At 41.3% G+C, this 19,650-nt stretch carries 16 protein-coding genes and 1 pseudogene; 7 read left to right on the top strand and 10 right to left on the bottom strand.

Annotated features, from left to right (window positions below; all coding sequences use genetic code 11):
• The first annotated feature begins 68 nt into the window (after window positions 1–68).
• Window positions 69–485 (top strand): GNAT family N-acetyltransferase, encoded by a 417-nt coding sequence (locus NH454_RS11415; RefSeq protein WP_253039131.1) that lies wholly within the window; start codon window positions 69–71, stop codon window positions 483–485.
• Window positions 486–540: 55 nt separating this feature from the next.
• Here the strand turns inward: NH454_RS11415 and minE are convergent, their stop codons facing one another.
• Genes minE through minC form a run of 3 tightly spaced genes read right to left on the bottom strand, consistent with a single transcriptional unit; the run spans window position 541 to window position 2,325 of the window.
• Entirely contained in the window at window positions 541–804 is a 264-nt protein-coding gene (gene minE, locus NH454_RS11420; RefSeq protein WP_135926433.1) for a cell division topological specificity factor MinE, read from the bottom strand.
• Between the two features lies 1 nt (window position 805).
• Window positions 806–1,615, bottom strand: coding sequence for a septum site-determining protein MinD (minD, locus tag NH454_RS11425; protein ID WP_135926434.1), 810 nt, complete (start codon window positions 1,613–1,615; stop codon window positions 806–808).
• Window positions 1,616–1,620: 5 nt separating this feature from the next.
• Window positions 1,621–2,325 (bottom strand): septum site-determining protein MinC, encoded by a 705-nt coding sequence (gene minC, locus NH454_RS11430; RefSeq protein WP_135926435.1) that lies wholly within the window; start codon window positions 2,323–2,325, stop codon window positions 1,621–1,623.
• Window positions 2,326–2,480: 155 nt separating this feature from the next.
• On the opposite strand from minC, the gene NH454_RS11435 reads away from it, so the two are divergent.
• Together NH454_RS11435 and NH454_RS11440 are read left to right on the top strand one after the other, a co-directional pair.
• Window positions 2,481–2,762, top strand: coding sequence for a YcgL domain-containing protein (locus NH454_RS11435; RefSeq protein WP_135926436.1), 282 nt, complete (start codon window positions 2,481–2,483; stop codon window positions 2,760–2,762).
• A complete protein-coding gene (locus NH454_RS11440; protein WP_253039132.1) occupies window positions 2,755–3,780 on the top strand; it encodes a lytic murein transglycosylase in 1,026 nt (341 codons plus the stop codon). Before NH454_RS11435 ends, NH454_RS11440 begins: the two co-directional genes overlap by 8 nt.
• Window positions 3,781–4,018: 238 nt before the next feature.
• Here NH454_RS11440 and NH454_RS11445 read toward each other — a convergent pair whose 3' ends face one another.
• Both NH454_RS11445 and NH454_RS11450 read right to left on the bottom strand, forming a co-directional pair.
• The gene (locus NH454_RS11445) at window positions 4,019–4,432 is read right to left on the bottom strand and encodes a hypothetical protein (protein WP_253039134.1); all 414 of its coding nucleotides are present in this window, start codon (window positions 4,430–4,432) and stop codon (window positions 4,019–4,021) included.
• Between the two features lie 744 nt (window positions 4,433–5,176).
• Complete coding sequence (locus tag NH454_RS11450) at window positions 5,177–5,734, bottom strand: MarR family transcriptional regulator (protein ID WP_253039136.1); 558 nt, start codon at window positions 5,732–5,734, stop codon at window positions 5,177–5,179.
• Window positions 5,735–5,991: 257 nt separating this feature from the next.
• Between NH454_RS11450 and adhP the strand changes: the two genes are divergently transcribed.
• Window positions 5,992–7,002 (top strand): alcohol dehydrogenase AdhP, encoded by a 1,011-nt coding sequence (gene adhP / locus NH454_RS11455; protein ID WP_253039138.1) that lies wholly within the window; start codon window positions 5,992–5,994, stop codon window positions 7,000–7,002.
• Window positions 7,003–7,283: 281 nt separating this feature from the next.
• Here adhP and NH454_RS11460 read toward each other — a convergent pair whose 3' ends face one another.
• The 3 genes and pseudogenes from NH454_RS11460 to NH454_RS11470 form a co-directional block, all read right to left on the bottom strand.
• Window positions 7,284–9,626: a hypothetical protein gene (locus tag NH454_RS11460; protein ID WP_253039139.1), complete on the bottom strand. Its 2,343-nt coding sequence runs from the start codon at window positions 9,624–9,626 to the stop codon at window positions 7,284–7,286.
• A 412-nt stretch (window positions 9,627–10,038) separates the two neighbouring features.
• Window positions 10,039–12,449, bottom strand: a pseudogene (locus tag NH454_RS11465) (TonB-dependent receptor).
• A gap of 195 nt (window positions 12,450–12,644) precedes the next feature.
• Complete coding sequence (locus tag NH454_RS11470) at window positions 12,645–13,913, bottom strand: amidohydrolase family protein (RefSeq protein WP_253039140.1); 1,269 nt, start codon at window positions 13,911–13,913, stop codon at window positions 12,645–12,647.
• 147 nt (window positions 13,914–14,060) lie between these two features.
• Between NH454_RS11470 and NH454_RS11475 the strand changes: the two genes are divergently transcribed.
• The 3 genes from NH454_RS11475 (at window position 14,061) to NH454_RS11485 (ending at window position 16,985) form a co-directional block, all read left to right on the top strand.
• Window positions 14,061–15,884, top strand: coding sequence for a DUF885 domain-containing protein (locus NH454_RS11475; protein WP_135926443.1), 1,824 nt, complete (start codon window positions 14,061–14,063; stop codon window positions 15,882–15,884).
• A 79-nt stretch (window positions 15,885–15,963) separates the two neighbouring features.
• On the top strand, window positions 15,964–16,461 hold the full coding sequence (locus NH454_RS11480; RefSeq protein WP_253039141.1) for a YcgN family cysteine cluster protein: 498 nt from the start codon (window positions 15,964–15,966) through the stop codon (window positions 16,459–16,461).
• Complete coding sequence (locus tag NH454_RS11485) at window positions 16,461–16,985, top strand: RNA methyltransferase (RefSeq protein WP_253039142.1); 525 nt, start codon at window positions 16,461–16,463, stop codon at window positions 16,983–16,985. Before NH454_RS11480 ends, NH454_RS11485 begins: the two co-directional genes overlap by 1 nt.
• Before the next feature lie 26 nt (window positions 16,986–17,011).
• Here the strand turns inward: NH454_RS11485 and NH454_RS11490 are convergent, their stop codons facing one another.
• Together NH454_RS11490 and NH454_RS11495 are read right to left on the bottom strand one after the other, a co-directional pair.
• Window positions 17,012–18,748, bottom strand: a complete 1,737-nt coding sequence (locus NH454_RS11490) for a hypothetical protein (protein WP_253039143.1) — start codon at window positions 18,746–18,748, stop codon at window positions 17,012–17,014.
• Between the two features lie 75 nt (window positions 18,749–18,823).
• The gene (locus NH454_RS11495) at window positions 18,824–19,591 is read right to left on the bottom strand and encodes a hypothetical protein (protein ID WP_062565613.1); all 768 of its coding nucleotides are present in this window, start codon (window positions 19,589–19,591) and stop codon (window positions 18,824–18,826) included.
• Window positions 19,592–19,650: the final 59 nt, after the last annotated feature.

A 19,650-nucleotide genomic window follows, 5' to 3' on the forward strand; every position in this document is an offset into this window, starting at 1 on the left:
ATATGTTGTTTGTTGCAACCTAAAAAGGTACTTTTATAAAAGTACCTTTTTCTTTTTTTAAGACAATAATGATTGAATTTGTAGCGACTACCGAGCAAGACAAAGCCTATTTACTCGACTTAAGGTTAAATACCATGGTTGAGCACTTAGAGAATCAGGGATTATTTTTATCACTTGAGCAGCATCAAGCACGAGTGGCAGAGCACTTTGAGCACAGTCATTTAGTGTTAAATAACGGGCAATGTGTAGGCGCTGCCAAGTTCATAGTTAGTGACCAAGCAATTAGTTTATTACAGCTACAAATTGCACCTAAAGAGCAGGGCAAAGGGCTAGGTACAAAGGTGTTAGATGCACTAAAAGCGCAAACATCAGAAATTAATTTAACGGTGCTAAAAGCTAATCCAGCGTATGGGCTATATCAACGGGCAGGGTTTAAAACTCTAGGCGAAGATGACTACGAGTTTCATATGCAGTGGCAAAAATAAGTAAAGCAGAAATAAAAAAGGGCGCTGTTAAGAATAACTAAGCGCCCAATTTTGACTATTTCTTTTCTTCGTCAGGTAAAGTGACGTTTAGCTCAAGTACCGCTAAGTCATCTTCGTTTTGGTCAAACTGCACCTGAACTGCATCACTGTTTACATTCACGTATTTACGAATAACATCAAGGATGTCTTGTTTTAGCTGTGGTAAATAATCTGGTGTACCACGCTGTGAACGTTCGTGCGCGACGATGATCTGCAATCGCTCTTTTGCAAGTGACGCACTGCTTTTCTTTTCTGAGCGGAAGTAGTCAAGTAAAGACACATTAACCTCCAAAAATCCGTTTAAATAAGCCTTTCTTCTCTACGTCTAAGAAACGAAAATCAACAGTTTCGCCTAATAAACGATTGATAGCATCAGTGTACGCTTGGCCTGCATCCGATTCAGAATCTAAGATAACCGGTTGACCAGAGTTTGATGCACTAAGTACAGCTTGTGATTCTGGAATAACGCCCAGTAGTTTAATCGCTAAGATTTCTTGTACGTCTTCTACCGAAAGCATTTCGCCTTTTTCAACACGCTCAGGATTATAGCGAGTTAATAGTAAGTGCTCTTTTACGCTTTCAAGGCCTTCTTCAGCACGTTTTGATTTGCTGTGTAAAATACCTAGGATACGGTCAGAGTCACGTACTGATGATACTTCTGGATTAGTTGTTACAATCGCTTCGTCAGCGAAGTACATTGCCATCATTGCACCGGCTTCGATACCTGCTGGTGAATCACACACAATGTAATCAAAATCTTTTTTCAGCTCGTTTAGTACACGCTCAACACCATCACGGGTAAGGGCATCTTTATCGCGGGTTTGTGAAGCAGGTAAAATATGTAACTTATCAACGCGTTTATCTTTGATAAGCGCTTGGTTAAGGTTTGCTTCACCATTGATTACGTTTACGAAATCATAAACAACGCGGCGCTCACACCCCATGATAAGGTCAAGATTACGCAGACCAATATCAAAATCGATAATAACGGTTTTAAAGCCCTTAAGTGCTAAACCTGTGCCAATCGCAGCACTCGATGTGGTTTTACCAACACCACCTTTACCAGAAGTAACGACAATCACTTTTGCCATGAGATTTATCCTTTAACCAAAGCTGAAATTTCTAATGAATCATTTTTTTGTTGGATTTGTACTGCGCTACCCCAGTGTTCACCCTGAAGAGAGTCGCTGATCCAATAACTACCATTAATTGAAACAAGTTCTGCTTCTAATTTTTGGCAAAATATATGTGCTTCGTTGTAACCTTTTGCCCCTGCAATTGCACGGCCGCGAAGGGTGCCATAAATGTGCACGTTACCGTCGCTTATTACTTCGGCACCATGACTTACAGAACCAATCACGATTAGGTCGCGGTCTTTTGCGTATACTTGCTGACCAGAGCGTACAGTGCCGCTAATAACCTGCGCAGGCAAATGAACGGTTTTTTCAACGATAGATGTATTTGTTTGTTGTTTAGCGGTTGCACCCTTAACGTCTTGTGAATAATTTAACACCGACAGGCCTGCAGCTTTCGCGCTTTCGTTTTGCTCTTGAGAGCCATTGCAAACACCAACAGGGTTTAACGAAAGACCGCTTAACATTGACTTTAAGAATGAGAAATCAAGTGTTTCGTCTTGTATGTCACTTAAGTTAATTACGATGGGGGCACCAGCAAAAAACTTAGGTGCTTGGGCGATTTTCTCATCTAACTGCTTACTTAAGAGGGATGTATCTGCTGAAAATAAATGTAAAACAGATAACGTAAAAAGGTTCCCTTTTAGCTCAAAAATTTGTTCCGACATACACGCTCAATTGATTTGTTTTGATTAGTATAGTTTGTATATAAACACAGGCTGAACAAGGCATACACAGTAAAAACTAATCTATTTTTTCTAACTTATTATTTGACTCATGTTATAGTGTGCGACTTCGTTAAGCAAGATATTATAGGGCCATAATGCTAACTGCGGTGTATAAAAGTATTAAAAAAGCGGATACTTACCTTTTTATTGAAAAAAGAGACGATTTTGGTCGTGTTCCTGAACCTTTACTAGAAACGTTTGGTCAACCTAAATACGTAATGATGATCAATCTTGCTAGTCGTGAAAAGTTAGGTTTTGCAGATATCGAAACGGTTAAGCAAGCGTTAATTGATAAAGGTTTCTACTTACAATTACCACCGCCAGAAGAAAACCTGTTAACCCAATTCAAAAAAAACAAGGGAGTTGAGAGTGATTAAAAAACTTGCCGTTATTTTACTTAGTGCCTCTTTGAGCACATCAGTACTGGCAGAAGAAAAAACCCAAGCTGATTTTGACGTTTACGTTGCTGCATTAAAAAAAGAAGCAATTGAAAAGGGCTATGATCAAGCCTTAATCGAGCAAGCATTCGCAACGGCTAAATTTAAAAAGAAAGTAATCTCAGCGGATAAAAATCAGCCAGAAGTAAAAGAAACTCTCGAAACTTATTTACCTAAACGTGTGCCGCAATGGAAAATTGACCGCGCGCGTAAGTTATACAAAGAACACCAAGACGTACTTGAAAAAGTAGCCAAAGAATACGGCGTTCAAGCGCGTTTTATTGTGGCACTTTGGGGCCTTGAAAGTAACTTCGGTAAAATCCAAGGTGGTCACAGTGTGATTGCATCATTAGTAACACTTGCTTTTGATGGTCGCCGCGAAACTATGTACAAAAACCAACTTTGGGCAGCGCTTGATATCTTAAAAGAGGGTCACATTACCCTTGATAAGTTTAAAGGCTCGTGGGCTGGTGCAATGGGGCAAACGCAGTTTATGCCAACCTCATTTAACGCTTACGCTGTTGATTACAATGGTGATGGCCGCAAAGACATTTGGACCACAGAAGAAGACGCATTTGCTTCAATCGCCAATTACTTAAAGCAAGCAGGGTGGAACGATGATTTAACCTGGGGTCGCCAAGTTAAATTACCTGAAGGCTTCGATAATTCAAATATTCTTAAACGCGGCACTAAAACCCGCAGCCAATGGTTAGAGTATTGGAAAGATTCAGAGCGCAGCCTTGCTGATTGGCAAGCTCTTGGGGTTCGTAAAATGGATGGTAGCGACTTACCAAACGTTGATATTAGCGCCGCAATGGTAATGCCTGATGACGTAAACGGTCGTATGTATCTAGCCTACGATAACTACAAAGCACTTATGCACTGGAATCGCTCGTATTACTTTGCTACTAGTGTTGGTTACTTATCTGACCGCATCGGTTACCCAGCGATTAAGTAATTGACTAATAAAAGTTAGCAAGGTCCAAGGGTAAAGCTACAAGTTTTACCCGAGCAACTTGCTAACTTATTCGGCGTTTAAACGCCTCCTTCGCCGAGAAATTGTATTGGTGTAGGTCGTCATTTATGGCGACACAATCTTGAACATTTTTTGTAGGAACGGCTTCAGCCGTGAATCTTTAAATGTTCAGCGTTGAAACGCCTCCTACAAACTCGCAAACTTTCCCCTCGATACAATTTTAAACCTTTACATTGAGTACTTGTTGCAGTGCATCAGCGTCTTTACAGCCAAGGTATATGTTTTTTCCGTCAGTTAAAGTTATTTTAACGGCATTTCCAACTGAGGCATTATATAACCAGCCATCACTTAGCATACGTATACCAATTCCGTGATACCATTTTGTTTGGTATGTAGAAGTATCGGCAATTTGAGATAATTCAACACTTTTGCTAATAATCCCAAACCCAAAATACCAACGAAGCGTTTGCTCATCGATGACTATTGTTAGTGAAAAGAATAACAAAGTAATAAGCAGGTTTATCGATAATATAATTATTTTGAGACCAGCCAGTTCAGGCGATAAAATTATAAAGGCACTAATCACTAATAAAATAATAATTAACGAGTAATTTATTTCTGTCTGTTTATACATAGATTAATATCCTTTTAAGTCAGAACGTAAATAAATACTTAATTATTAGTATAGCAAAGGCAAGTCTAGTTATGATTACCCGTTCAATCGCGCTAAAGCACGACCTACAAAACATCGTAAGATCGGCTTTAGCCGTGAATCTTTGGATGTTTGGCTTTAAAGGCCTCTGTTGAGGGATTATATTGATGTAGGTCGTCATTTATGGCGACAAAACGTTAAATATTTTTCAAATGACGCGCTAAAGCACGACCTACAAAACACCGTAGGAACGGCTTCAGCCGTGAATCTTTGGATGTTTGGCTTTAAATGCCTCTGTTGAGGGATTATATTTATGTAGGTCGTCATTTATGGCGACAAAACGTTAAATATTTTTCAAATGACGCGCTAAAGCACGACCTACAAAACACCGTAGGAACGGCTTCAGCCGTGAATCTTTGGATGTTTGGCTTTAAAGGCTTCTGTTGAGGGATTATATTGATGTAGGTCGTCATTTATGGCGACACAATCTTGAATGCTTTCTCAAATGACGCGCTAAAGCACGACCTACAAAACATCGTAGGAACGGCTTCAGCCGTGAAGGTTAAATGTTCGGCGTTAAAACGCCTCCTACACCGAGGGGGATTGGTGTAGGTCGTCATTTATGGCGACACAATCTTGACTACTTTCTCAAGTGACGCGCTAAAGCACGACCTACAAGAGTGCGCGCGAAACAAGTTTCACGCCTACAAGGTCAAACTTGCTAACTTACTCACTCTTCGCCGGCTTTTTCAAAATCTTATCTTTAAAATCAAGTACCTTGCCAATGCCAGAACCCAGTTTCATTAGGCTTTGAAGCTGCTCAGGGCTTAAGCGTTGTAGCTCTGCAGACCATTTGGTTACAGTTTCGAGTAGATCGTGAATTTCTTGCATTTGCTGCTGAGCAAAGCGCTCATTATCAGTGTGGGCTTCTTCTAAAATGTTATCGCGAAGCAGGCTAAGGGTTGGGTCTATCTCGCGCTTTTTACGCTCTTCGAATACGCGGTTGGCCATATCCCAAATGCTGCCAGCAGGGCCGTAGTATTCTTTACGGTCACCCGGAATATGATGCACTTTAATTAAGCGCCAAGACTGTAGCTCTTTAATACCCATACTTACGTTTCCGCGCGAGATACTTAAGGTATCGGCAATTTCATTGGCGGTCATTGGCTCTTTAGTAATGGTTAATAATCCACACATTTGACCAATGGTGCGGTTAAAGCCCCAACGGCTACCCATTTCACCGCAGTGCATAACAAAAGCTAAGTTTTTTTCAGATAGGCTCATAATTTTTAGTATTCAAAAATTTCAGAAATTAAATGCTAGCACGCTCGGGGTATAACTAAAAGAAATAGCCACTATTCTATGTTATACGACTAAAGTCTAAGTTTTAAGTTAGTTAGTTGATTTTACTAACGGTTAAACAGAAAGTGTGACTTGTACAAAAAATAAACAACTTGCTCTGTATCAATTTTGGTTACAATCGTTTGCATTATCGTATAAGCTCAAAGTGCTCAATCTAAATAATACCACGGAGGAATGTTATGAAAGCTGCAATAAATAAAGAATACAAAGGTAAGCTAACTATTGAGGATATTCCATGCCCTGAGGTAGGGATAAACGATGTGTTAGTTAAAATAGCGGCGTGCGGTGTGTGTCACACTGATTTACATGCATGCCATGGGGATTGGCCTGTAAAACCTAAAATGCCATTAGTACCTGGTCATGAAGGGGTCGGTACAATTGAAAAAGTAGGGGCTAATATAAAGCACTTGTCTGTAGGCGATAGAGTAGGGATCCCTTGGCTGTATAGTGCGTGCGGGCATTGTGATTACTGCTTAGAAGGCAAAGAAACCTTATGCCTTGAGCAGCACAACACAGGGTATTCAGTAGATGGTGGTTACGCTGAGTATTGTGTTGCACATGGTGACTTTGTTGTAAAAGTACCAGACGGATTAAGCTTTGCGGAGGCTGCGCCATTATTTTGTGCCGGCGTTACAACGTACAAAGCATTAAAAGTAACGGGTGCAAAAGCAGGTGATTGGGTTGCAATTGTTGGTGTTGGCGGCCTAGGCCACTTAGCGGTGCAGTACGCAAAAGCGATGGGCTTTAACGTAATTGCCGTTGATACTGGTGAAAGCAAACTTAACCTTGCTAAAGAGCTTGGTGCAGATATTACCATTGATTTTATGAAGCAAGTACCATCAGAAACTATTTTTGAGCAAGTGGGTGGTGCGCATGGTGTTGTATGTACAGCAGTATCAAAACCAGGTTTTGAGCAAGCCTATAAAAGTGTACGCCGTGGCGGTAAATGCGTGTTAGTCGGTTTACCACCAGAAGAGATGCCATTGCCTATTTTCGACACTGTTTTAAATGGTGTGTCTGTCGTAGGCTCAATCGTTGGTACGCGTAAAGACTTAAAAGAATGTCTCGACTTTGCCGCCAAAGGTAAAGTTAAAGCCATTATTGAAGAAAAACGCTTAGAAGATATCAACGATATTTTTGACGACATGCTAAAAGGCGATATCACAGGCCGAATCGTAATGACGCTTTAAGCTTGTGTCTGTTATCAAGTACTGTCAGGTTTGGTTGAGTGATTCAATTGAATCTGACAGTTTTTCATATGCTAAAAGTAGTGTATTGTAACTTGTTATTGCCCCTTTCTGTGTTAGCAAATAGAACCCTTCCTACCGCCTAAAAGTTGGGCTGCAATAGATTTTCTAATGGCATCATGTAATGCTTAAATTTAGTGTAAACGAGAAAAGCTTATTTGCTAATGACCGGATTTTCGGGGGGGGGGAAGGTTACATTCTTTTTCTCCGTCCCCCTTGTTTAATCAACAGTAAATGTGTGCATCTACTTTAACAGTGACTTTACCTTCTTTATCGATAAACTCGAATTCAAACGCATTACCCATGTTCTCATCTAATGGCGTCAACTCTTGATTAATCTCAGGGTTGTAGAGAGTAACAAGAGTTTGACTTTCTTTCGTATCATAAACGTAGAACGCATCTAGTGGCTCATCGGAAAAAACCAGATGATGTTTGACATCTTTAAAATCATCTATGTCTTTTGAGCTTGTAAAGTTTTGCCAGTCCTTGTGAGTCATGACTAAAAGGTGGTTGTTTTCTAAGACTTCAAAATCTAATGCAGATAATGATGAGCCTTTTTTAGTTATAATTGTTAGGGCTATTGCATTGTAAATACTTTCGATAAACCTATAGCTCCTAGAAACGTATCCTACCCCCGTGTTATCCAAGAATCTCTCTCTTTCATATGACTTTGAAGGCAGCTTGAAAGGCACTTGTTTATCTTTGCTTAGCGATACGAAACTAAATAGTGGAAATTTGTCAGCTAAATTCTGCCCTTTCATTAAAATACCATCTATGTATAACTGCTTGATTGCCTCGCTCAGTGGTTGTGTTTCCCTAATTTCTATTAGCTGATTGTTTAGGTAGTCTTGGATTTTACTAAGTATGGGGATTACAATGGAATTGAAGTCAGCTTCTTCATGTTTTATATCGAAGTGATTACAAAATGCTTCGGCATAAACAGGTGATTTTGCATAGTAAGTCGCCTGTTTTAGTTCGTTGAGCATTCGGTTGGCAATTTGAATACTTTTCTCGCCCATATTTAAAGAGCTTGTAATTGCGCTAATACAGGTGTGTAAATTCTCATCCATATTTTGGATTCTCCAAGAGTAAACAGCATACATAACTAAAATTGGAACAGCTCTGACGTACGCGTGGCTAAGCTCTTCAGAATTCGAATAGCTATGACCTTGAGGCTGTCCCAACTGCTGGAGCATTGAATTCAAAGAAGCTGGCAAAAGGTTAACACCTAGGCGGGACACTTTGGAGTGGGCTGGACTGAAGCTTTCGTGGCAGTCTAAAATACATCCCCACTGGCTTTTATTTGCAAGCACCCTTAAAGTATGTTGAGCAGTACTTTTGGCTGTGCTCTCACCTACTCTCTTTATAATTTCGGATATCATGCGCTGTTCGTACTCGTATTTAACTTGCATAATTTCGTCTAGTCTCGACTCTGTAACTGGAGGAGTCAACGCATCTTGAACGTACTTATCTAAAAGCAATTTAAAATTATTAATGTAGTCCTGAGGGGTTGTTGTGAGAAGTTCTTTATGAGTTTCTGTAAAACTACTCATTTCCTTAAAATGAGCGGGATTATAACTGCCGAAAAGATGAGAAAGTTCATAAAGGTCATCAGCGAAATGACTTTCAAATGAAATAAAATTTCTATAGTTATCTATTAATTCTGGGAGTAGCTCTGGTTTCTTGTCTACTAAAAAGTAGATTAGGCTGCGTACATGGCTATCTATGAACCTGATAGTTTGAGGGTTTTGAATATCCCATGTGTGTATGCTTATCAAAAAATCTCCTCTCAGAAGCCAGTATTGACCAGTGTTTAGCTCTTTAATGCTCTCTTCATAGAATCTTCGGCTAAACGTCTCGAAGACATTGTAATCTTTCATTTTTCTATCGAAGAACAAAACTAAGAGCCTTCCGTAATCTCTTTGAAGTGACACGTACTTGTCTCGACTGTTCGTATTTCTAGCTGATGTCAATGTTGCAGCCAAACCATCCACAAGCCTTTTAATAGTATCGGTGTCTATTGAGCAATCTTGATTCACACATGCCTTTTCTATCAATTCAAATAGACGGTTCTCAGTTGATTTTTCCGAAGTGATTGCTGTGTGTTCAATGTTATAGCAGGCAATTTGAACTAGCAGCTCTACTTCTTCTGGATGGTTGGTGTTGTTTTTTGTTTGGAGTTTAGAAATTAGGTGCTCAGTGACCAGATTGTCTGACCGTGTAGCGAGAAATACAGTTTTTATGAATTTAAACTCTTTTATCAGAAGTGCTGATGTAATCAGAGAGAATACAAACTCCGTAAATAGAACATAACCATCTTTAAAGAGATCTTTATCAACTGAGCAAACAAATAATGTAAAGCAAATAATAGCAATCAAAGTAACTATCAACTCCCGAAAGAGTACTTGGATTTTAAAACCCATGATCTGCTCTATTGAGTCCATGTAGTGAGCAGAACCATAACGACTTTTTACACGGTTTAGAACTTCAAGGGCTATTGGCATAGTAAACGCTGAAAATGCTGTGAGGATACCGATCAGATGCGTGCTTATGCTTAATCTATCCATTTTCTCAACCTTAAAATTAATTTATTATGCATCTTTGCACGCTTAAGCGATACAGCTGTATAGTCTCATGGCCCTTGATAGTTAGAAAAAACAATATAAATCAATACCATAACATGGGAGTGTTAGCATAAATGAGGTTAGTTTGTAGGCGGGCTGTAATTTTATCACTGGGACAGTTACTGTAAGACCTACACTAAGCATTCTCGCCATTAATAATTAATATCACACATTATGGTTAAATCTGCGATAGCGTCTGCTTCGATTTACATAAATTCAGGCTATCCAAATTAGATGGATTCAATCCGAATCACTAACTCGTAAATGTCCAACAACAAGCTACTACTCAAACTCGCTTTCACTAAACAAAAAAGCGCGGCTTAACTAAGCCGCGCTTTATGCTATCAATTCACAATTAAAGTGTGTAGCTAAAGGTTAATTTAGCATTACGCTCTTCACCTGGCATACCGCCTAAGAACATGGCTTTTGAGTAATAGGTTTTGTTAAACAAGTTATTTAAGTTTAACTGTAGTTTCCAATCATCTGTTTGGTATTGAATTGCGGCGTCGTAAACTGTGTAGCTCGGTACGTAGCCATCAGGAATGCCAAATGAGGTTGAATGAGTGCTGCGGTCATCAACATATTGCACGCCTGCGCTGATTGTCAGTGGCTCGGCTAAATCAAACCATTTAGCGTCATAGCTTAACCAGCTGCTTGCTGTTACATAAGGCACACCCTTTTGGCGAGAATCAAAGCTTGATGAATTTGGATTTTGCTTATCGCGGGCGTCTTGATACACCGCGTTTACGTTAAGTTTCCATTGCTCGTTTAAATCGGCATTTAAATCAAGCTCAACACCTTTGGTTTGCTCTTCCCCATCGTAAAAGCTTTTTGGTACTGATGGATCAGATACGCCGGCTTCGTAATCTGGGTTGGCATACTCAAGGTTTGTACGGGCACTATCAAATACCACAAGTGATGCTAGTAGTTGATCGTCAAACGCTTTTACACGCATACCAATGTCGTTACTGACTGACTCTGCGTCATCTCGGTCTGCTTCGTTACCCGATACACTGCCAAGCACACTGTAAGCTGTACGGCCTTTAGAGTGGTTTACAAAGAACGAAATATCATCGCTAAGTTTGTAGGTTGCACCTAGGTTGTAGGTCATACCGCTGTCTGATGTATCTGCTTCTGGCGTTGGCTCGGCGGCACTGGCGCGGTAGCGCGCATCTACACCAAAGTGTTCGTGCTTTGTTTAATACGGTTAAAGGCAACGCCTACTCGGGTTGTGAAAGTGTCGTGAATATAGGCAACATGTTGAATACCTACACCCCAAGCTTGAACTTTTTTATTGTAATCGCTGGTTTTTAGTGGATCGTAGTCGTAAAAGCTACCTTCGCCCCAGTTCGGATTACGAATATCAAAAATGTAAGGTAATTGACCTTGGTAAATAACCTCTCCATCTTTGTTTTTAATGACCTTGTCGGCATCGTAAATTGAGTATTGTTTAAAACGAATATCGCGGTCTTCGTAGTTGGCGTTTACAAGTAGTTCGTTATCGATTCCGGCAAAGCTAAAGTCATAACGTAAGTCAGCAAAATATTGCCATGATTTTTCGTCAGCCTCTACTTGGCGGTATTCTTGGCGACGAGCGGCAAATGGGTAAAGTACGTCATCAACCACTAAAGGAGCGCGCGGGTCGGCATTGATCACGCCATTACGGTTCCAATAAACGTAGTTATAAGCACCCGTTTGGCGGGCAAAGCTCGATTCGTAATTACGGTATTGTAGTTGCTGATTTAAAAATAAATTATCAGTAATAAAGTAGTTATGGGTTAACTTAAAGCGCAGCTCTTCGCCTTCGTTGTCATTTGCCATTGGCGAGATAATACCGTTATGACCAAAGGTATAAGGTGTTAGGCCATCATTTGCTGCCAGTGAATCTGCTAATTGTTGGCGTTGCTGTTCGGTTAGTTGCAGGCCTTTTGCCGTAGCATCGTTAATTAAATCGGCAGCGGTTACTTCACCTGCAGTTTTACCATTCACTGAGTCGCTGTTAAAAATACGAATAGGGTGGCCAATTGAATCAACAGCAATGGCATCTTTGATATAAGCGGCAGAAATCATGATGTCTTGTTTGTCGCTTAATACGTATTTTAACGCGCCATAAATTTCATCACGGTCGTCTTTTAAGTCGCGGTAACCATCGCTGCGAGCGGTTTTTGCGTTAACGCGATAAGCAAGGTTTTCGGTTAATGCTGCTGTGCTATCAAAGCCTAATGAGTAGCTATCCCATTGACCAAGCTCGGCATTAACGGTGTGTTTTTCAGTAAATTGTGGCTTCTTTTCAATTAGGTTGATAACACCACCTGCGCTACCCATACCATATAAGCCCGTTGCAGGGCCTTTAAGTACTTCTACAGATTCAACATTGGTCATTGAGCGTGTTGGGTTAAAGGTGTTACCTAGGCCTGCACCACCGTACATGCCATCGTAAGTATAGTTAGCGCCTAAACCGCGGATCACTAAGTTATCGCCAATGCCGTAGTTATTACCGGCTTGAGTTACACCACTGATGTTACGCACTAAGTCTTGTAAGTTTGTTGCGCCTTGCGAGTTGATAAGCTCTTGGTCTACAACCACTACAGGAGCTGGTGTTTCCATAAGGCTCATATTTGATTTAGTAGCAAGGCCAGATTCAAGTACTACACGGTTTTGTTTGTCGTATACGGTAATACGTTCAACTGAATCTAAATCGTTGGCGGTTGCATTGAATGCGCTTAAGCAGGCTAGAGCTAAAATTGAGTATTTATATGTCGTCATTATAGGTAAATTGTCGAAATTTTTCGGCAATGATAATGCGAGTTGTTTTCATTTCAAGTTTTATTTATCTGTTTTGGGTAATTTCTTTGTTTAGATACAAGTTGCTAACAACTGGTTTTATGGTTGGTAATTTTGTTTACGATATAGATACAAGAAAGGTTGCTGGCTCCACTCATGCAAAGCCAGCATAATAGCTTATTTAAAAACTTTACCGTCTTTCATAACAAATTGTACATCTTCAAGTACTGCAATGTTTTCAAGCGGGTTGCCTTTTACGGCGATAATATCGGCTAAGAAACCGCTTTTGATTTGGCCAAGTTGATTATCAGCTTTAAGCAGTTTAGCGCTATTGATGGTGGCAGACTGCAATGCTTGCAGCGGTGTCATACCAAATTCAACCATACGCGAAAACTGCTTTGCGTTATCGCCATGAGGGTAAATGGCTGCATCGGTACCAAATACCATGTTTACGCCTGCTTTTACCGCACGGTTAAAGCTATCGCGTTGCTTTTTAGATACTTGGCGTTCTTTATTGAGGTTTTCTTCTGCAACCCCGTTTTGTTCGCCAAAGGCAAGGGTGTACTCAGTGTTGTAAATATCCATTGAGAACCAAGTGCCGTGTTTTTTCGCAAGTTTAATGGCTTCGTCATCAACAAAGCTAACGTGCTCAACACTGTCTACACCGGCAACAATGGCCGCTTTAATACCACTGGTACCGTGCGCATGGGCTGCAACAGTTAGGCCGCGTAAATGAGCTTCGTCAACAATGGCGTTCATTTCGTCTTGGCTATATTGTTGAATACCGACTTTTGTGCCTTTAGAAAATACCCCGCCTGTTGCACAAAACTTAATAGCATTGGCACCGTACTTAATGTTTTCACGCACTTTAGCGCGCACAGCCCATGGGCCGTCGGCAACGCCTTCGGCGGTGTATTTCATTTCTGGAGGTAAACGGTTGTTATCGCAGTGACCGCCAGTAACACCTAAAGACGGGCCTGCCGCCCAAATACGTGGGCCAACAATGTCGCCTGCGTTAATGCCATCGCGTACTGCAATCACGCTGTAGCCTTCTGCGCCTAAGTTACGCAGCGTTGTAAAACCTGCATACAGTGTTTTTTCGGCAAAGTGCGCCGCTTTAATTGCTTTACGCGGAATCGATTGACCAATTCGCTCACTGCGCGGCACGGTAGGGTCGCTTGTTAAATGCACATGCATATCCATTAAACCTGGCACCAGAGTCAGCTCTGGTAATTGAATATGCTTATCGCCGTCTTTTAAGCTAGGCTGTTTATTGCTTTGTACAGCTGTGATTTGACCATTATCTATACTGATAAGTGGTGATTTAATCAGTTTACCTGAATTTACATCTACCATGGCTTTTGCCGATAAGTAGGTGGTTGCGTAGGTATTTAAAGAGGTTAGGCAAGCTAGGCCTAGGCTAATAGCAAGAGCTGTCTTTTTCATTTTTATTCAAAATTGGTAAGTCGAGCCGCCACTCTAGCAATCAGCTTGCAAAGTGTAAATAAACTGCGATAAGTTGCAGCGATACTTGCTAAATAGGGAACTAAACCCTCATAATTTACGCGTACTTAATATAAGGGCAGGGAAAGAATGAAAAACGTAAAACTAGCACTACTTAGTTCGGCGGTGATGTTTGCATTACTTGGTTGTAATGAATCAACGCCAAGCAACGAAAAAACAACTCAGGCAGTAAGCAAACAAGCACCAAGCGCAACGTCAGCCAAAGAGCAACTTGATACATTACTAGCAGACTACTTTGAAGCAGGCTTAAAGTTTAATCCAATTGGCGGTACTTACATTGGCCGTAGCGAATATAACGACCAATTTATTGCACCTATTAGTAAAGCAAACCGCGACGAGCAGCTTAACTTTGTTAAAGAATACAAAAACAAACTAGCAAATATCGACAAAGCGCAATTAACAGGTCAGTCATTATTGAGCTACGAAATTCTAGCCCGCGATTTAGACCTTGCGATTGAAGGCGCTCAGTTTCCAAGTTACTTAATGCCAATTAACCAAATGGGCGGGGCGCACAATACCTTTGCTGCGTTAGGTTCTGGGCAAAGTGCACAACCTTTTAACACGGTCGAAGATTATCAAGCATTTGAAAAACGTGCTGACGGTTTCATCGCTTGGTTAGACAGTGTTGAGCAATCAATGCGTCAAGGCATGAAAGACAAAGTGGTTCTTCCTAAACCGCTTGCTGAAAAACTGTTACCGCAATTTCAAACTCATATTGTAGAAAAACCAGAAGAGTCATTATTCTGGGGGCCAATTGCTCAGTTACCTGAATCTTTCAGCGACGAGCAAAAAGCACAGCTAACAAGCGCGTACACGGCGATGATCAGCGAGCGTTTAGTGCCTGCGTATCAAAAAATGGCTGACTTTTTAGCGAATGAATATATTCCAAATGCCCGTGAAAGCATTGGTTACAGCGACCTACCAAATGGTAAAGCCTGGTATGAGTACCAAATTAAACAGCATACTACGCTGAGCTTAAACGCTGATGAAATTCATGATATTGGTTTAAGCGAAGTATCGCGTATTTTATCTGAGATGAAAAAAGTCAAAGAGACTGTCGGTTTTGAAGGCGATTTAAAAGCGTTTTTTGAACACCTAAGAACCTCAGATGAGTTTTATTACGATACGCCAGAAGAGTTAATTGCCGCGTACGAAGCTGTAAAAGAAAAGATTGATGCTAAGCTGCCGCAAATGTTCGATATTGCGCCAAAAGCGCCATACGTTGTAAAAGCAGTTGAAGATTTCCGCGCTGAATCAGCTGCGGGTGCATCTTACCAGTCGCCAGCACCAGATGGTTCGCGCCCAGGTATTTTCTATATCAATACCTTTAATCTAAAAGCACAGCCTAAGTTTTTACTTGAAACCCTGTCTATTCACGAAGCCGCACCGGGTCACCACTTTCAAATTGCCTTGCAACAAGAAATTGAAGGGTTACCACTATTCCGTAAATTCGGTGGCTACACGGTATTTGCAGAAGGTTGGGCATTGTATGCAGAAAGCTTAGGTAAAGAGCTTGGCTTATTTACCGACCCTTACATGTGGTACGGCCGTTTATCAGATGAGCAATTACGTGCAATGCGCTTAGTGCTTGATACTGGTTTCCACGCAAAAGGTTGGACACGTCAACAAGGTATTGATTACATGTTGGCTAACTCATCAATGGCAGAAAGCGACATTATCGCCGAAGTTGAGCGTTACATTGCATGGCCGGGCCAAGCGCTGTCGTACAAGTTAGGTCAGTTCAAAATTCAAGAACTACGTGACTACGCGAGCAAAGAGCTAGGCGATAAGTTCGACATTAAAGCTTTCCATACGCAAGTGCTGATTGATGGCGCATTACCTATGCCAATTCTTGAAGAGAAAATTAAGCGTTGGGTTAACGAGCAAAAGTAATCGCTCAAACACGCTAAACTTTGCGCGCATGCTGGCTTTACGCTAGAATGCGCGCTGTTTAGGGGCTTTGAGTAATACCATGTTAGAAGATCAATTTTGGCTTAAGCGCTCGCTTGAGCAAATGTCACAAGCCGAATGGGAAGCCATTTGTGACGGCTGTGGTAAATGTTGTTTAAACACATTTATCGACAGTGAAGACGAAGATGAATTTACCGCAACGGATCAACTTCGCGAGGGTGAAGAACTCATTTTCACTAATATCGTTTGCCAATACCTAGACAACGACACCTGTGGGTGTAGCGAATATGCGAACCGCCAAACCTTGGTGCCTTCATGTGTAAAGCTCACTAAAGAAAACCTCAAAGATATCTTTTTTATGCCACAAAGCTGTAGCTACCGTCGCCTTTACGAAGGCCGTGGCCTTGCATCTTGGCACCCGTTACTGAACGGTGGCAGTAAAGATATGATGCATGAGTTGGGTATTTCTGTGCGTGACAAAACAGTGAAAGACTGTGATGTAGACCTAGATGACTTTGACCTTTACGTGGCCGAGTGGCCAACCAGAGACATTGATTAATGAGCGCCCTTAAAGCAAGCATTGGCTTGTTAAACCCAAAAAGCCCAACCAATGTGGGTGGGGTATTACGTGCCGCGGGTTGTTACAACGCCAAGCAGGTGTTTTTTACTGGTAGCCGCTATTTACGCGCTAATAAGTATCACACCGATACCAAAAATGTGCTTGAGCATATTCCGCTCACGCAAGTCGAAAGCCTAGAGCAAGCAAAGCCTGAGGGTGCCACAATGGTGGTGATTGAGCTTGTTGAAGGTGCAACGCCGCTGCCTGAATTTAAGCACCCTGAAAATGCATTTTATGTGTTTGGCCCTGAAGATGGCTCAGTCAGTAAAGACGTGCTGAAATGGTGTGATGAAGTAGTGTATGTGCCAACCATAGGCTGTATGAACCTAGCCGCAACCTGCAATGTTGTGCTGTACGACCGACTTGCCAAACTCGGTGGTATTGAAAGTTCAAACGACACCATTTGTAATAGTCGAGACACTAACAACTCACTTAAATGGCAACAAAAAAAGAGCGCTAAATAGCGCTCTTTTTAGATTCAAACTCAAAACTACTTTTTAGTAATTTGTACGTTACTTTCAAGTCCAATGCCGTTGTCGGTAATGTCTGTGGCAAAATAAACACCGACAGGTTGGTCGCGTAGCGAATCAAGCTCAGCCATTTCCTCATTAGTTAATTGCCCCGTTGATGCAATCGTATCAAGTAAAGGTAATAAGATTTTTTGTACGTCGAATGCCATGTTCACAAAGCCATTTTTAGTGACACTTTGCGACTCTAAAGTCTCGGAAATCTGCGCTGACTTATCACCGGTGAAAATCACAATATGATTTCCCTTAAGCGCCATTTTAATATCAAAGTTAAGTGGCACAGGCGATGGAATGTATTCATTGATCAGTACGGCATCACCATTGGCTGGTAGTTTTATGTTAGCAAGTGGCGGTACAAAACCTTGTGCAATTGAATACAAGCCATGGGCATCGGTAGCCGATAGGGTAACGATGGCATCAAGCTTATCTATTTGTGGGCCATTGTAGTCATCGATAGTAAATGCAGCATCTTGAACGCTGACACTCATGCCTTGTACGCCATTTGCAAAGCCCGACATCATAGCAAGGCCTGCGGTGCTCACTTCTTGCATTTCATTCTGTAGCGCGACAATTGGCCCACAGTTAAACTCAGCTGATTTAATTGCACCGGTTAGTGTATTAGCCAGTGGCAGGACTTTTGCTACATCAATACCATAAGCAACACTCATCATTTGCCCGTCAAGCCCAGTGGTATGTTTTGGTACAAAGCCACGGACAGCTTGAAGCGTATTTAGTAAGTCTTGATCTGTGCTTTGCAATACTGCTTTTACGTCAAAGTCGGCGTAGTCAGCGGTAATACGGGTTTTTGTTGTGCCTGATACTGTTGCAGGCCATTTAGCGGCAATGGCAGCAATATCATCTTGACACTCAGGTGTTGAAATTGCTGCTAATGCGTTTGATTGCTGGGCTTTATCAAGTAGCTCTTTGAGCATCTGGTGTAAGCGAGAGTCTTCTTTGCCTGTTACAGCATTAGCGATACGTTGATGATCAACAAAGCCAACCGAGTTGCCATCAAGCGAGAAAGTTTTAATTAGCTCAGGTAATTTTTTAGTCTCAGCCAGTGATTGAGCCGGTTTTTCTACGCCAAGGGCAATACGTAAATCTTGATCGTTAGAAAGCGCAGTGGCCAGCGTGATGGTAGCCCAATTATTGTGAGTTGATGCAATTAGGTTGAAGTTATCTAAGCCTTCAAGTTCAATGGCAAAGCGCGTGTAACTTACGCCTTCAAGGCTTTCAGTTGTATAAGCAATACCGGCTTCATCAGCAGATTGCTTAATGCTATTGATAATGCTGTTTTGATCAGCGACCTGAAAACGCACAATCGGCATTAAACCTTGCGCATACATCATGCCTTTGTAGTCATCACCAAAGCCCCAAATCGATTTGAAGGCATCGTAAGAGCTCAGTGATTGTTGGTATTTTTCCATCAGTGATGCAAGGAATAGGGCATTCTTATCATCAACAGTTTTAAGCTCAGCAATGATGGGCGTTAAATCGCTCGTGCCCTTCATTGCATCTGGCATAAGCGCAAAGTATTTGCTGTACGGAAACGGTTTAAGTTGACCATAAAAAACCGCCGTGTCGGCAGGTACGTAGGCAAGCTCAGGTAAATCTACATCAACACTGGCTTTATTTTGTGAGTACAACAACGCACCTGCAACAATAGCAATTGCGCCCCCAGCAAGAAGCTTATTATTCATAGGATGAATTCCTTTTTCTTTAATTAGTTAAAAAACATACCATGAAATAGAAACAAATTACTAGCAGGCTAACGACTAAAACTGATAGCTCACGCTTATTTGCGGGCCGTGGGTAAATGTATCATAACTAAAGAAGTTTTTATTTCCGCGTTGGCCTGTTTGGTAATCTACATAAGTGGTTTTATAGCTCATACCCAGATCCCAATGCGGGTTTATTTGATACACCGCACCTAATTTAAAGCTGCCAGTCAATTTAGCATTTAAGTTAAAGCCACCGAGATCCCCAGCAGTTGTTAATTGCCAATGTTCGCTTAATTGTTTGTTAAAGTGAAAGCCAAAAATGAGATCAATCCAATCTTCATCTCTGTCGACTACGGACACTTGTGACATAAAGTTAGGATCAAGATCGAATTCGTAGGTGTTATCCCAACGACGAATACCCACATAGTTAACCCAATCACCCATCGAAGGACTAGAAAAACGGTAAGCAACACTTAATTCGAGCACCGCTTGACGCACCCGAGCACTGAGCACGCCAAGTTTTGGGGCGTTATGAGATTTACTTAAATCCATATAGCCCCAGTCAGCAATAAAACCCCAGTTTGATTGATGATATCCCTCAAGATGGAGCATAAATGCGCTGTCGAGGTTGTTTAAAATGGTATCAAATTCGACTTCAAGGGGGGCTTCTATAGTGCCGATTGCCGAGCTGCCATCAATCGCAGTGGCCATTAAATAAGGCTCTACAGAAAATTGCCATTGGTCGGCATAAACAGTTGGTGAGGCGAATACTAAACCGAAAGATAAAATCGTTAACATACGAGGTTGTTTTAAAGTGAGCATTATCAAATCCTTTTAAGTAAATCACAGTATTAATTATAGAAACGCTGGGCTTTTTTGCA

It is taken from the genome of Pseudoalteromonas sp. Ps84H-4 (genome assembly GCF_024124645.1).
Taxonomy (GTDB): domain Bacteria; phylum Pseudomonadota; class Gammaproteobacteria; order Enterobacterales; family Alteromonadaceae; genus Pseudoalteromonas; species Pseudoalteromonas lipolytica_C.